Below are 14481 nucleotides of genomic sequence, written 5' to 3'. Positions count from 1 at the left end.
CCACCCAAGGAGAACCATGACCACTGAAGACCATCCCCGTCCCACACCGTCCCCGCCCCACCCGTTGGATGCCAGCCAGTTACGGGTCGCGATCATCGGCGCCGGCCCGGCCGGCGTCTACGCCGCCGATCTGCTGACCAAAAGCGGCCCGGTGAGCTCCGGGGCCTTGACCGTATCCATCGACCTCTTCGACCGGTACCCGGCACCCTATGGGCTGATCCGCTACGGGGTGGCCCCTGACCATCCGCGGATCAAGGGCATCGTGAAGGCACTGCATAAGGTCCTGGACCGGGGGGACATCCGTTTCTTCGGGAACGTGGAGTACGGCACCGATCTGAGCCTGACGGACCTGGAAACCCACTACGACGCGGTCATCTTCGCCACCGGGGCGATCAAGGACGCCGACCTGAACGTCCCGGGCATGGACCTCGAGGGCGCCTACGGGGCCGCGGACTTCGTGTCCTGGTACGACGGGCATCCCGATGTGCCGCGGACCTGGCCCCTGGACGCGCAGCAGATCGCGGTCATCGGCAACGGCAACGTCGCCCTGGACGTCGCCCGGATGCTCTCCAAGCATCCCGAGGACCTGCTGGTCACCGAGATCCCGGACAACGTCCATGCGGGCCTGGCCGCCTCACCGGTGACCGACGTGCATATCTTCGGCCGGCGGGGCCCCGCCCAGGTGAAGTTCACCCCGTTGGAGTTGCGCGAACTCTCACATTCGAGGGATGTGGACATCGTCCTCTACCCGGAGGATTTCGAGTTCGACGATGCCTCCGATGAGGCGATCAAGACGAACAACCAGGCCAAGACGATGGTCAATACACTCACCAACTGGTTGGTCGAGCAGGAGGACCGGGAGGAGGCCGAGGACGCCGGGACTCGGACCCCGGCCTCGCGGCGGTTGCATCTGCACTTCCTGCACGCCCCGGTGGAGATCACCGGGTCCAACGGGTCCGTGGAAGCCATCCGGTTCGAACGCCAGGAACTGGACGGGACCGGCAACGTGCGCGGGACCGGGGAGCTGGTGGACTACGGGGTCCAGGCCGTCTACCGGGCCATCGGCTACTTCGGCTCGGCCCTGCCCGAACTGGCCTACGACGGGAGCCACGGGGTCATCCCCAATGCCGGCGGACGGGTCCTGGACGAGGCCGGAGACCACGTGGTGGGGCTATATGCCACCGGGTGGATCAAGCGCGGTCCGGTGGGCCTGATCGGCCATACCAAGGGCGATGCCCTGGAGACCATCACGCTCCTGCTCGAGGACCTGGCCAACCTTCCGGCCGCCGTCGTCCCCGACCCCGCGGCGGTGCCCCGACTGCTGGCCGCCCGAGGGGTGGAGTTCACCGGCTGGGAAGGATGGGTCGCCCTTGATCGCCATGAACGGGCCGTGGGGGAGGCCGCCGGACCAGTGGCCACCGCCGCGGGGCCGGTGGCCCGTGAACGCATCAAGGTCGTCGACCGGGAGGCCATGGTGGAGGCCTCCACCATCGACGGCGAGCGCCGCCGCGCGGAGGTGGGTGCCTTGGCCTGAAGCCGTTCAGCTAGGAGGCGGCGGGATGGAGCCGGGGCGTGGGATTGGCCAGGATGAACTCGAAGCCGATGTCTGCCGGATACCCGAAGTCGGCATTGGCCACCACGACCCGCTCCATCGACACTTCCCGGATGCTGACCTTGACCCGTTCAGGATGGTCGTCGACATCGAGCCACCAGTCCTCCGCCAGATACTGCAGCCCCGGCTCCTCGAGGCGGGCTTCGGCCGCGGTCAGTTCCATGGCCGCGTCGAGTTCGTTCCACAACAGGTCGATGGGCACGAACCCTTCCTCCGTCATCTTCAGGTAGCCCAATTTCTCGTTGTCGCCATCCCGGGTATGCGGAAACACCACGTCTTCACTCATGCAGCCACCCTATCGGGGCGTTGGGCGGGAGAAGGGGGCCGTGGTGGAAAGCCTGCCCTGCGGCGCGGCCCCACGGCAGGCATCGCGGGGGAGAAGTAGCCTCGAGGGATGACCGCCGAAAACCCGAAGCCGCCCCTCGACGAGTCACGGCCGGCAGAGATCGCCCACCGGTACGCAGGAAGCGTCGCCCCCGCCGCCGCCGGTGGATTCGTCTTTCTGATCCTGCGGATCTTCGCGGTGTCCGGCTACGACTGGAACACGGCCTTCGCGGTCAGTACGACGCTGGGGTTGAGTGACGGCCTGGCCCTGCTGTTCGGTTCGCTGATGGCCGGACACCTGTTGGTCACCTACCTGATGATCGTGATCCTGCCACTGCTGTTGGCCACCTACGTGTGGTCCCCGTTGGGCCGACGCCCGGTGGTGCTGTTGGCCACCACGCTGGCCCTGGTGACCCTGGCCGCGCTGACGGTGTCCTTCAAGATCTGGTGGCTTCCCGTCGCGGTGGCTGCGGTCTTCGGACTCTTCGCCCTGATCCGGATACTTTCCCCGCAGAACCCGGTGCGCCGCGCGTTCGCCAAGGCCATGGCCAGCGTGGGCTGGGTGTCGGGGATCTCCCTGCTGCTGGTCGCCGCATTCGTCCAGACCCCCTGGGTTCCGCAGGAACATATTGAAACCACCGACGGGCCGCTGACCGCCTACGTCCTCAGCGTCGATTCCGGTTACCTGAACCTGCTGACCCAGGACCATGAATTCGTCATCATCAACAGCGGGGACGTCATCTCACGTAAATAGTGCGCCCTCCGCGGCCGGGGCCGGTGCCTGCTACCGCTCCGGTTCGTCCGGGACGTGGCCCTGGATCCACTCCATATACCTGGACAGTGAGGCTTCCACCAACGGTTTGGCCCCCTGCTCGATGACGGCGAAGGCGCTGTAGAGCCGGTCATAGTCATAGACCGCGGTGGCCTCAAGGATCCGGCGGATGGAAGGGGCCGGCAACGGAATGTTGTTGGGATAGCTGCGCATGGCGCTCACCGAGGCCCGGTCGGCACCGATCTGGATCGTGTCCCCGCTGAGCATGGCTCCCTTCCCACCCGCCCCGGCGTCCCAGTGCACCACCGCACTGCCCGCAAAATGGCCGCCGCACTGGATCATCGTCAATCCCGGCAACACCTCATGCACTCCGGCCCAGAGCTCGATGACCGGATCGGGGCGGCGGATCCAGGCCCGGTCGGCAGAGGCCACCCACACCGGGGCCCGGTCGAAGGCATGGCTCCATTGGATGCAGGCCCCGGTCAGATGGGGATGGCTGGCGGAGATCGCCGCCACCCCTCCCAGCGCCTCGACGGCAGCCAGGGTCTCCTCGTCGAGATATCCCGGAGGCTCCCATAAGAGGTTCCCTGCCGGGGTGCACACCAGCAGCCCCCGCTGGCCGATCGCAAACCGGGGGACCACCGACAACCCGTGCAACCCCGGTTCGAGGGGCTCGATCCGCATCCGGTGGCCGTCGGCCGAGAGTTCTCGCTGATGGGTCCACCGCTGCCCGGTGGCCGGAACATATTGCCTCTCGTCCAGGCAGATGGCGCAGGACGACGGCGGGGCCCCGGTATCGGGGTGCCCGATACCGCAGGTCGCACAGATCCAGATGGTCATGGACCCATTCTTCGGTGCTCAACCGGTGACACGTCAAGGGCTCGCCGGGCCGAAGCCGGGCGGGTCTATCATCGGGGACATGTCTGAAGCCACTGATTCGCAGGCCACCCACCAGCACGCCGACCTGTTCTTCTCCGGCGGGACGATCCTGACCATGGACGCGCAGAGGCCGCGGGCCGAAGCGGTGGCAGTGGGGCATGGGCGCATCCTGGCCGTGGGCTCCATCGAGGAACTCTCTTCGCTGATCGGGGCAGGGACCGAACAGGTCGATCTCGAGGGCAGGGCGTTGCTGCCGGGGTTGATCGACCCGCATATGCATTCCTCCATGGTCCAGTTGGCCGACTGGGCCGATGTGAGCCCTATGACCTGTCCCACCGCGGACGACGTTTTTATCGCACTGCGCGAGGCCATCCCGGCGTCGACCGGTTGGGTGTTGGCCCAGCAATTCGACCCGAGCATCACCGCCGGCCACCCGATGCTGGACCGCCATGAACTGGACCGACTCGTTCCGCATGCTCCGGCGCTGGTGTTGGAAAGCAACGGGCATATCGCCTACGCCAACTCCGCGGCCCTCGCCCGGGCCGGTATCGACCGCAACACCGCGGATCCACCGGCGGGCCGCTATACCCGCGACGCCCAGGGTGAGCCGACCGGCCGGCTGGAGGAATCCTCTGCCCTGGCCGCGTTCGGGGCAGGGCTTCCCTTTGCCACCGGCGAGGCACTGGCCGGGCGGATCCGCGATCTGCTTTGGCAGGCTGCCAGCCAAGGGGTCACCCTGCTGCACGACTGCGGTATCGGCTCCATCGACGGAACGTCGGATCTGGACGTGCTGCGTACGGTGCTCGACGACGACTCCCCGGTCAGATACCGGGGGATGTTGGTCTCGAGCTGCTATGACGACTGGATGGCGAAGGGGATCCGCCCGGGGGACGGGGACGATCTGTTCCGGGTCGACGGCATCAAGGCGTGGTCGGATGGGTCCAACCAGGCGGGTACCGGATTCCAACGCAAACCCTATCTGGGCCAGACCAGCCGCGGAGCCCTGAACCATTCGCCGGCGGAACTGGCGGCTGTGGTGTCCCGGGCCCATCGGGACGGTTGGCAGATCGGTGTCCATGCCAATGGTGATGCAGCCATCGACACGACCCTGGAGGCCTTCGAGCAGGCGTTGGCCTCCGACCCGCGCCCCGACCACCGGCACCGGATCGAACACTGCAGTCTCACCCGTCCCGAACACATCGCCCGCATGGCAGCTGCCGGGATTTCGCCGTCGTTCCTGATCGGCCACGTCAGATGGTGGGGCCGGGCGTTCCGTGAACGGTTGCTGGGCCCCGAACGCGCCGACTTCTACGACCCCTGCGCCTCGGCGCTGGCTGGTGGCCTGCGCATCTCGCTGCACAGCGACTGGAACGTCACCCCGTTGGAACCGCTGCGCTACGTCCAGGATGCGGTCACCCGCATCATGGCCGAAGGCGGGGAAGTGTTGAACCCCGGCGAGCGCATCAGCGTCGAAGCGGCCTTGCGGGCCGTGACCATCGACGCCGCCTGGCAGTGCCGGGCCGATGATGTCACCGGTTCGATCGAGGTCGGAAAATATGCGGACCTGGTGGTGCTGGATCAGGATCCGACGGCGGTGGATCCCACCCGCATCCAGGACATCGCCGTGGTCCAGACCCGTCTGGCCGGGGCGGTGCGTTTCGGCTAGTGGGTCCCGCTACCTCTGGTTCGGGGGCGGTCTGTTCGGGATACTGTCATCATGATGAAGAAACCCGGGAGCAGCGGGACCTGGACCCGGCGCCCCGGCTCCTCGTTCGAGTCCTCCGTATATGGGCTCATCGTGGTCTCCGCGATGCTCATTGTCATGGGCAGGTACGGCGACACCTCGGCGGAGAATTTCTTCAAGGTGCTCGGCACGGTGGTCGTCTTTTGGGCGGCCCACCTCTTCGCCGTCTGCGTGGCGCACCTGAACCAGAGCGAACCGGGCCAGGCCAGCTTTCGAGGCGAACTCAGCCATGCCTGGCGCCACTCGGCGGGGTTGCTCCTGGCCGCCGTCATTCCCCTGGGCGTCCTGCTGCTGGGGGTCCTGGGGGTCATCAGCGACGAGGTGGCGCTGTGGACGGCATTGTGGGTCAACGTCGTTCTACTCGGGGTGGTGGGATATCTTTCGTCCCTGCGCTGGGCCCCGACGGTCCGGGTGCGTCTGGTGGTCTCCGGCGGCACGGCACTGTTGGGGCTGCTGATCGTGGGCTTGAAGGTCTTCCTCCATTGAAACCGACCAGCTCAGGTCAAGGAGGATCCGTGCGCCACGACCAGATTCCGATCTACGTTCCCACTGCCCAGGCCTTGATCCGCCAACAATTTCCACACCTGAGGAGCGAACCCATCAGGTTTCTTCCCAGCACGGGAACCGTCAATGCCATCTTCCGCGTCGGCGACCTGCTGGCCGCCCGCTTCCCGCTCCACGAATCCGACCCGGCCGAACTGGCCGAATCCCTGAGTACCGAAGCCGATGCCATGGGCGAACTCGCGGGGCGCAGCCCCGTGCCGACACCTACCTGCGTCGGTCTGGGCCGGCCCGACAAGTCCTACCCCCTGCCGTTCACGCTCCAGACCTGGATACCCGGACACGTCGCCACCCCCACGATGGTCTCGGACTCCCCGAAGTTCGCCGCCGACCTCGTCCGGTTCATCCAGGCCCTCCGGGCGACCGACCTGGACGGCCGGAGCTTCAATGGACGTGGACGTGGGGGAGCCCTGCCTGATCACGACGAATGGATGGAGCACTGCTTCACCCGGAGTGCCGGCCTGCTTGACGTTCCCCGGCTGCGCTGGATGTGGGCCGGTTTCCGCGGACTTCCGGCCGGAGGCAACGACACGATGAGCCATGGCGACCTGACCCCGGCCAACCTCCTCGTGGACGGGGGGCGCCTGGCCGGAGTCCTGGACGGCGGAGGGTTCGCCCCCGCCGATCCGTCCCTCGATCTGGTTGCCGCCTGGCACCTGCTGGGACGGCCGGCACGGACGACCTTCAAGGAGGGCCTGGGAAGCAGCGACGTCGAATGGCAGCGCGGGGCAGCCTGGGCCTTCCAGCAGGCAATGGGGCTGGTCTGGTACTACCAGCGGTCCAACCCGGCGATGGCTGGGTTGGGCCGCAGCACGGTGGAACGCCTCCTGGACGATCCCGAGGTTGGGGCACGCTGAAGGCCCGCACGGATCAGGTGGCCATGATTCCGCCGTCGGCAATGAATTCGACGCCCGTCGAGTAGCTGGCCCGGTCGGAGGCGACGAAGGCCACCAGATTGGAGACCTCCTCGGAGTCGCCGATGCGCTTCATCGGGATCTTCTCCATGAAGTCCTCGATGACCTTCTTGATGTTCTCCGGTTCGATGCCGGGGGTCTTGATGGCCCCGGGATGGACCGTGTTCACGCGGATCCCGAATTCGGCATACTCCTGGGCGACGGCCTTGGTCAGCCCGGTCACGGCGAACTTGGAGGCGCTGTAGACGGCATTGCCGGCGGTGGGACGCAGGCCTTCGTCGGAGGAGATGTTCACGATCGAACCTCCCCCTGCCTTCTGCATCGAGGGGAGGATCTTCTGCATGCCATGGAACTGGCTGAAGAAATTCACCTCGAACATCTTCTGGACGTCCGCTTCGGTGAAGTCCACGAATTTCTTCATCACGTCGATCCCGGCATTATTGACCAGGATGTCCACCGGCCCGAACGTCGATTCCGTCCGGGCAATCACCTGGTCCCAGGCAGCTGCCTGGGTCACATCGAGTTCGACGAAGGCGGCGACGTCGCCGAGCTCGTCGGCCAGCGCCTGGCCCTTTTCGACCAGGATGTCGGTAATGACGACCCGCGCACCTTCCTCGACGAATTTGCGCACATGCGAGGCACCCATGCCTTGTGCGCCTCCGGTGATCAACGCGACCTTGTGATCCAGCAAACCCATCTCGTGCTCCTTCGATAGAGGGGGAGGACTGATTGGGACCCGGCCGGGAAGGCCAGTGCCTTCCCTGGGGTCCTGGCCTCATTCCACTCCTGTCCCCCCGGCGACGCAAACCGGTACGGGTGCGTGGGGACGGGCGCAGGGTGGAATGAGCTGGTGGTCAGGGGTTTTGTGTCATCCCCTTCTGTTGCGTCGGCGGGTCAGGCGCCAGAGGCGGGCCCCGAGGGCGAAGGCGAGCAGGGTGATGACCAGTGGTACGACGAGCCATGCGAGTCCGCTGCTCCAGCCGATCCCCACGCCGGCTTCGGTGTCGAAGGCGGTGACCGGGACCAGGAAGAGGAACGCGGAATGGGCTTGCTGGGCTCCGGCATCATCGACTGCAGCGAGCATGCCCCAGACGTAGGAGAGGAAGAGGGCCCAGTAGACCAGGAGGGCGGCGCCTGCGGTGATGATGCCGATGGACCAGAGGGGTCGTTTCATCCCTTCGTCACCGTAGCGGGCCGCCAGGCCGGAGGCGGGGCCGAGGTCGCGCAACGCCGCGCCGGTGCTGCGTGGCTCGACCAGCAGGTCATCGCGGAGGGACCGGATCACGTTCTTGCGGCCGGCTCCGGGCAGGCCGCCTTCCAAATGCCAGTCCAGCCGCATCAGATAGAGATCGATGCGTAGCCGGTCCATCATGGAGCGACGCGCAGTGGTGTCGGTGTCGTGGAGATCGTTCATCGCAGCTCTCCTGTCGAGGTGAGCGCGTCCTGGACCGCTCGTTGGAGGTGTTTCCATTGCTGGTGGGAATCGTTGCGTTGGTGTTCTCCCGCAGCGGTCAGCCCGAAGTACTTCCGTGGAGGCCCCTGGCTGGAGGCGGCGGTGTATGCGGCCAGGAGCCCATCGCGTTCCATCCTGCTCAACGCGGGATAGACCAGTCCGGTACCTGCCTGCAGGCCCAAGGCGCTCAGACGCTCGACGAGTTCATAGCCGTAGGACTCCCGCTCGGAGAGCAAGGTGAGGATCAATAAGGGCAGAGCCCCGCGCAGGAGCTGCCCGTCTCGTTGCGCATCTGTTCTACTCATACTAGTAGTGAATCATGAATAGTGGCCTGAGGGAACGTCCGAACCAGGATGCTTCTCCTGGTGCACGGGGCGAGCGCCACCGCCGTGGTATCCGCTAGACTGGTCCCACCAGCAACGACCCGGCCATCACCGGTGAGCTTCCGGAAGAACGGTCCGCCCCGTGCGGACCCAGTAGAACCGGGCGGTTGGGCGCGTGACAGCCCAGTGCGAGCGGTTCGCGCAGTCCTCTCTCCGGAGGGCCCGCGGACAAGCGGGGTGGTACCGCGAGAACCGGCAACCGAATGCCGGGAATCGTCCCCGCATCGAGAACACCAGGCGTTGTGACCCGACGCCGAACCGATGCCAGGACTGCCGCTGATGAGTTTGTACCCCAAGGCCTCCACCGATCCGCAGAACGTCACGCCCGCCTCGCCGCGGTTCCCCGAGATCGAGGAACGCGTACTGAAGTACTGGGACGAGGACCACACCTTCCAGGCCTCCATCGACGCCCGACCCGCCGGCACCGACGGGTCCAATGAATTCGTCTTCTATGACGGTCCCCCCTTTGCCAACGGACTTCCGCACTACGGCCACCTGCTCACCGGCTATGTGAAGGACCTCGTTGCGCGCTACCAGACCCAGCGTGGCAAACGCGTGGAGCGCCGCTTCGGCTGGGATACCCACGGACTGCCCGCCGAACTGGAGGCGATGAAGCAGCTGGGCATGACCGATAAGCAGCAGATCGAGGCCATGGGCATCGACAAGTTCAACGACGCCTGCCGTTCCTCGGTCATGAAGTATGCCGGCGAATGGCAGGAATACGTCACCCGCCAGGCCCGCTGGGTGGACTTCGACAACGACTACAAGACGCTGAACGTCGACTACATGGAATCGGTCCTCTGGGCCTTCAAGCAGCTGCACACCCAGGGCCTGACCTATAACGGCTACCGGGTGCTGCCGTATTGCTGGAAGGACGAAACCCCGCTGTCCAACCACGAGCTGCGCATGGACGAGGACGTCTACAAGGACCGCCAGGACCAGACCGTCACGGTCACCTTCGGCATCTTGGCCGGAGAGAGCGAGATCTCCCGGCAGCTGGCGGGAACCCAGGCAATCGCCTGGACCACCACCCCCTGGACCCTGCCCACCAACCAGGCCCTCGCCGTGGGACCCGAGGTCTACTACGTCGTGGTGCCCGCAGGACCTGCCGGAACCAGTGCGGCGGGGGAGTCCTTCATGCTGGCCTCGGATCTGCTCGGGGCCTACGCCAAGGACCTGGGGTACGAGGACGCGGCGTCCGCCGCCGAAGCAGTCACCGCCACCTACCGCGGCTCCGAATTGGAGGGGCTGGAATACGAGCGGCTCTGGGATTACTTCGCCGACGAAGAGACCTACGGCACCGCGAAGTCCTGGCGGATCCTGGTCGCCGACTACGTCACCACCACCGACGGCACCGGCATCGTCCACCAGGCTCCCGCCTACGGCGAGGAGGACCAGAAGATCTGCGAGGCCAACGGGATCCCCGTGGTCCTCTCGGTCGATGAGGGCGCCAAGTTCCTGCCGCTCTTCGCCGGAGGCCCGTTGGCCGATATCGCCGGCGTCCAGGTCTTCGACGCGAATAAGGCCATCATCGCTGACCTGAAGTCCTCGGCCCGGCTGGTCCGCCAGGCCAGCTACGTGCACTCCTACCCGCATTGCTGGCGCTGCCGCACCCCGCTGATCTACCGGGCCATCTCCTCCTGGTACGTCGAGGTGACCCAGTTCAAGGAGCGGATGAGCGAACTGAACCAGCAGATCAACTGGATCCCCTCCAACGTGAAGGACGGACAGTTCGGCAAGTGGCTGGAAAACGCCCGTGACTGGTCCATCTCCCGCAACCGCTACTGGGGCAGCCCGATCCCCGTCTGGGTCTCGGACAACCCCGATTACCCGCGCACCGACGTCTACGGTTCGCTGGCCGAAATGGAAGAGGCCTTCGGCCGGCTGCCGGTGAACCACGAGGGCGAGGTCGATCTGCACCGTCCGTTCATCGACGAACTGACCCGGCCCAACCCGGACGACCCCACCGGCGGATCCACCATGCGCCGGGTCGAGGACGTGCTGGACGTCTGGTTCGACTCCGGATCCATGCCCTACGGGCAGGTGCACTACCCGTTCGAGAACAAGGACTGGTTCTCCACCCACAGCCCGGCGGATTTCATCGTCGAATACATCGGACAGACGCGCGGCTGGTTCTACATGCTCCACGTGTTGTCCACGGCGTTGTTCGACCGCCCGGCCTTCCGCAACGTGATCAGCCACGGGATCGTGCTGGGCTCGGACGGACAGAAGATGTCCAAGTCGCTGCATAACTTCCCCGACGTCAACGAGGTCCTGGACCGTGACGGCTCCGATGCGATGCGCTGGTTCCTGATGTCCAGCCCGATCCTGCGCGGCGGGAACCTGGTGGTCACCGAACAAGGGATCCGCGACGGGGTCCGCCAGGTCATCCTGCCGTTGTGGAACGTCTACAGCTTCTTCACCCTCTACACCAACTCCGCGAACTCCGGGGCCGGCTACGAGGCGAAGCTGCGGTATGACGGGTACACCGACACGCTGGACCAGTACCTGCTGGCCAACACGGGTCAGCTGGTGGCGGAGATCGGCGCCCATATGGACGCCTACGACGTCTCCGGGGCCTGCGACGGGCTGCGGCACTACCTGGACATGCTCACCAACTGGTACGTCAGGCGCAGCCGCGACCGCTTCTTCGCCGAGGACACCGATGCCTTCGACGCCCTGTACACGGCGCTGGAAACCCTCTGCCGGGTCGCCGCACCGCTGCTGCCGCTGATCACCGAAGAGATCTGGCGTGGTCTGACCGGCGGGCGTTCGGTCCACCTGACCGACTGGCCCGAAACCGGCACCTTCGCCGCGGATCCGGAGCTGGTGGCCCGCATGGACAGGATCCGGCAGGTCTGCTCGACGGGCTCCAGCCTGCGCAAGGCCGCCAAGCTACGGGTGCGGTTGCCGCTGCAGGAGCTCACCGTCGTCGTTCCCGCCTCCTCCGAATTGGAATCCGGAACCGAGGTCATCGCCGATGAACTGAACCTGCGCCACGTCCGGCTGGTCGACGCCGCCGACGCCTCCCCGGAGGAATTCGGGATCGAGCAAAAGCTGGTCGTCAACGCCCGGGCCGCGGGACCCCGGCTGGGCAAGAACGTCCAGGTCGCCATCAAGGGCTCCAAAACGGGCCACTGGTCACTGACCGACGGGGTCGTCACCTCGGGCGGACTGGAGCTGCAAGACGGCGAATACACCCTGGAGACGGTGGTCGCCGACGGGGACGACAACGGGTCCACCGCCGTCTCGATGCTCCCCGGGGGAGGCTTCGTGGTCCTGAACACCGAGGTCACCGCCGAACTCGAGGCCGAAGGCACCGCCCGGGACATGGTCCGGTCGATCCAGCAGGCCCGCAAGGACGCCGATCTGCACGTCAGTGATCGGATCCTCACCACCATCAATGCCCCGCAGGACATCATCGACGCCCTGCACGCCAACGCCGAGCTGGTCAAGCACGAAACCCTGACCCTCGATCTGGAACTGATCCCCGGCGATGTCGACACCACCATCTCGGTAGAACGGACGGTTGCCTGAATGAGCCCCGACCACGACGAGTTCTCGGTCCAAAGCGTCTACGCCGAACTATTGGGCCGCGCGCCCGAGAACAAGATGGAGCCGCGCATGGCCCCGATGTTCCGGGCCATGGAGGTCCTCGGCGAGCCCAACAGGGCGATGCCGATCATCCATGTGACCGGAACCAACGGCAAGACCTCCACCGCACGGATCATCGAACAACTGGTCCTGGCCCACGACCTGCGGGTCGGCCGGTACACCAGCCCGCATCTGTCCAGCGTGACCGAACGCATCAGCATCGACGGGGAACCGGTCTCCGACGAGGACTTCGTGCGCAACTGGGATGAGATCCGGCCGTTCCTGGGAATCGTCGACGCCGAACTGGAGGAGGCCGGTCAGAACCCGCTGACCTACTTCGAGGCCCTGACGATCCTGTGCTTCGCGGTCTTCGCCGACGCCCCCGTGGACGTCGCCGTCATCGAGGTCGGCCTGGGCGGGATCACCGATGCCACCAACGTGGCCGACGGGCAGGTCTCGGTCATCACCCCGATCTCCCTGGACCACACCGACCTGCTCGGGGACACCGTACACGAGATCGCCCTGGAAAAGGCGGGCATCATCAAGGTCGGAGGATTCCTGATCTCCTCGGCCCAGGAGCCCGAAGCGGCCCAGGTCCTCCTGGAGGCCGCCCGCGACACCGGGGTCCCCTTCCGCTTCGAAGGCGTGGAGTTCGGCGTGGAGTCCCGCCAGCTGGCCGTCGGCGGGCAGTCGCTGACGATCCAGGGCATTGCCGGACGCTATGAGGATCTGGCGCTGCCGTTGCACGGGGCCCACCAGGGGCAGAACGCCGCCGTCGCCGTGGCTGCGATGGAGGCCTTCCTCGGGGGCGGGGAGAAGGCACTGGAAGAGGATCTGGTCCAGCTGGCCTTCGGGAACGTCTCCAGCCCGGGACGGCTGGAACTCGTGCGTTCGGCCCCGACCGTCCTGGTCGACGCCGGACACAACCCCGCGGGCCTGGCCGTCTCGGCGCAGGCGGTGAAGGAGGCCTTCGACTTCAGCACCCTGGTGCTGGTGGTGGGGATCCTGGCCGAAAAGGATGCCCCGGCGATGCTCGACGAGCTGTATCTGCAATACGGGGAACTCGTCCAGGACATCTGCCTGACCCAGTCCACCTCCCCCCGGTCCATCCCGGCCGAAGAACTGGGGGAGCTGGCCCTGAAGGCCGGGTTCAGCGATGCCGGCATCCACGTCACCGATCGTCTCGACGACGCCCTGGAATGGGCGATCGGGCGCTCCGAATCCAGCGAGGAACTCACCGGTGGCGTCCTGATCACCGGATCGATTACCGTCGTTGGCGAAGCACGCACCCTGTTAGGAAAGTAAGCACCCCATGGCACGCATGACCAAAGCCCAGCGCGAGTGGCGCCCCGGGATGAAGAAGAAGCGCCGCTCCACCCGGGTGCTCTTCGCCTCCACGGTCCTGGTGCTCGAAGCCGGTGTCGCGTTGTTCGCCACCTTGGCGGTCTTCGGGCTCTACCGGGACACGATCGACCCGCTGCTGATCTTCTTGACCGGCGGATGGATCATGGCCGTGTGCATCATCGCCTGCGTCTTCCTGACCAAACCCCTGGGCTACTGGATCGGCTGGATCGTCCAGATCCTGCTGATCCTGCTCGGATTCGTGGACACCTCGATGTTCGTCATCGGGGTCCTGTTCGCCTTGTGCTGGTGGTACGCCGTCACCAAGGGCCGGACCATCGATCTGGAGAACGCCGAACGGGACCGGCGCCAGGCCGAATGGGAAGCCGCGAACCCCGAGCCCGAAACCGACCACTAGACTGGTCACCGACCCCACGCAGCATAGAAGGAGCACCACCGTGTCCACAGAACGCACCCTTGTCCTGGTCAAGCCCGATGGCGTGAAGCGCCAGCTCACCGGCACCATCCTGTCCCGCGTCGAGGCCAAGGGCTACCGCCTGGTCGAACTCAAGCAGGTCCAGGCCACCCGCGGGATCCTCGAGGCGCACTACGAGGAGCACGTCGGCAAGCCGTTCTACGAGCCGCTCGTGGAATTCATGCTCTCCGGTCCGGTCGTGGCCGCCATCTTCGAAGGCGAACGCGTCATCGAAGGCTTCCGCTCCCTGGCAGGGGCCACCGAGCCGACGGCTGCCGCCCCCGGCACCATCCGCGGTGACCTCGGCCGCGACTGGGGCGTGAAGGTCCAGCAGAACCTGGTGCACGGTTCCGACTCCGTCGAGTCGGCCGAACGCGAGATCGGGATCTGGTTCTCCTAGCACCTTCCACCCTCCCACGACGTCGGCCG

14 protein-coding genes are annotated in these 14481 nt (G+C 66.2%); 9 read left to right on the top strand and 5 right to left on the bottom strand.

Translation table 11 applies throughout. The features are described from left to right. Window positions 1-16 precede the first annotated feature (16 nt). Complete coding sequence (locus ACT3UE_RS13910) at window positions 17-1534, top strand: FAD-dependent oxidoreductase (RefSeq protein ID WP_444566904.1); 1518 nt, start codon at window positions 17-19, stop codon at window positions 1532-1534. Window positions 1535-1544: 10 nt separating this feature from the next. Here ACT3UE_RS13910 and ACT3UE_RS13905 read toward each other — a convergent pair whose 3' ends face one another. Further along, window positions 1545-1898 carry a serine/threonine protein phosphatase gene (locus ACT3UE_RS13905; RefSeq protein ID WP_444566903.1) on the bottom strand — a complete coding sequence of 118 codons (354 nt, stop codon included), beginning with the start codon at window positions 1896-1898 and terminating at the stop codon, window positions 1545-1547. A gap of 108 nt (window positions 1899-2006) precedes the next feature. Between ACT3UE_RS13905 and ACT3UE_RS13900 the strand changes: the two genes are divergently transcribed. Continuing rightward, window positions 2007-2690 (top strand): hypothetical protein, encoded by a 684-nt coding sequence (locus tag ACT3UE_RS13900; RefSeq protein WP_444553667.1) that lies wholly within the window; start codon window positions 2007-2009, stop codon window positions 2688-2690. A gap of 30 nt (window positions 2691-2720) precedes the next feature. Here ACT3UE_RS13900 and ACT3UE_RS13895 read toward each other — a convergent pair whose 3' ends face one another. Continuing rightward, window positions 2721-3548: a hydrolase gene (locus tag ACT3UE_RS13895; protein WP_444566902.1), complete on the bottom strand. Its 828-nt coding sequence runs from the start codon at window positions 3546-3548 to the stop codon at window positions 2721-2723. A 79-nt stretch (window positions 3549-3627) separates the two neighbouring features. On the opposite strand from ACT3UE_RS13895, the gene ACT3UE_RS13890 reads away from it, so the two are divergent. From ACT3UE_RS13890 to ACT3UE_RS13880, 3 genes are read left to right on the top strand one after another with little or no spacing between them, the layout of a single operon-like run. After that, a complete protein-coding gene (locus ACT3UE_RS13890; protein WP_444561676.1) occupies window positions 3628-5253 on the top strand; it encodes an amidohydrolase in 1626 nt (541 codons plus the stop codon). A 51-nt stretch (window positions 5254-5304) separates the two neighbouring features. After that, window positions 5305-5817, top strand: a complete 513-nt coding sequence (locus tag ACT3UE_RS13885; RefSeq protein ID WP_444566901.1) for a hypothetical protein — start codon at window positions 5305-5307, stop codon at window positions 5815-5817. A gap of 29 nt (window positions 5818-5846) precedes the next feature. Next, window positions 5847-6749, top strand: a complete 903-nt coding sequence (locus ACT3UE_RS13880) for an aminoglycoside phosphotransferase family protein (protein WP_444566900.1) — start codon at window positions 5847-5849, stop codon at window positions 6747-6749. Between the two features lie 13 nt (window positions 6750-6762). Here ACT3UE_RS13880 and ACT3UE_RS13875 read toward each other — a convergent pair whose 3' ends face one another. From ACT3UE_RS13875 to ACT3UE_RS13865, 3 genes are all read right to left on the bottom strand, one after another. Next, window positions 6763-7503: an SDR family NAD(P)-dependent oxidoreductase gene (locus tag ACT3UE_RS13875; RefSeq protein WP_444566899.1), complete on the bottom strand. Its 741-nt coding sequence runs from the start codon at window positions 7501-7503 to the stop codon at window positions 6763-6765. 171 nt (window positions 7504-7674) lie between these two features. After that, complete coding sequence (locus ACT3UE_RS13870) at window positions 7675-8220, bottom strand: hypothetical protein (protein WP_444566898.1); 546 nt, start codon at window positions 8218-8220, stop codon at window positions 7675-7677. Then, window positions 8217-8564 (bottom strand): PadR family transcriptional regulator, encoded by a 348-nt coding sequence (locus ACT3UE_RS13865; protein WP_444553661.1) that lies wholly within the window; start codon window positions 8562-8564, stop codon window positions 8217-8219. The genes ACT3UE_RS13870 and ACT3UE_RS13865 overlap by 4 nt, the downstream gene beginning before the upstream one ends. 357 nt (window positions 8565-8921) lie before the next feature. Between ACT3UE_RS13865 and ileS the strand changes: the two genes are divergently transcribed. From ileS to ndk, 4 genes are read left to right on the top strand one after another with little or no spacing between them, the layout of a single operon-like run. After that, entirely contained in the window at window positions 8922-12179 is a 3258-nt protein-coding gene (gene ileS / locus ACT3UE_RS13860; protein ID WP_444566897.1) for an isoleucine--tRNA ligase, read from the top strand. Further along, window positions 12180-13541 (top strand): bifunctional folylpolyglutamate synthase/dihydrofolate synthase, encoded by a 1362-nt coding sequence (locus ACT3UE_RS13855; protein WP_444566896.1) that lies wholly within the window; start codon window positions 12180-12182, stop codon window positions 13539-13541. Between the two features lie 7 nt (window positions 13542-13548). Further along, entirely contained in the window at window positions 13549-13995 is a 447-nt protein-coding gene (locus tag ACT3UE_RS13850; protein ID WP_444566895.1) for a DUF4233 domain-containing protein, read from the top strand. A gap of 40 nt (window positions 13996-14035) precedes the next feature. Next, window positions 14036-14452, top strand: a complete 417-nt coding sequence (ndk, locus tag ACT3UE_RS13845; protein WP_444553657.1) for a nucleoside-diphosphate kinase — start codon at window positions 14036-14038, stop codon at window positions 14450-14452. Window positions 14453-14481 lie beyond the last annotated feature (29 nt).

Origin of the sequence: Arthrobacter sp. 179 (assembly GCF_052379645.1) — a bacterium.
In the GTDB taxonomy this organism is placed as follows: Bacteria; Actinomycetota; Actinomycetes; order Actinomycetales; family Micrococcaceae; genus Arthrobacter_H.
The sequence above is the reverse complement of the archived record's forward strand: the minus strand, read 5'-3'. Positions and strand labels throughout refer to the sequence as shown.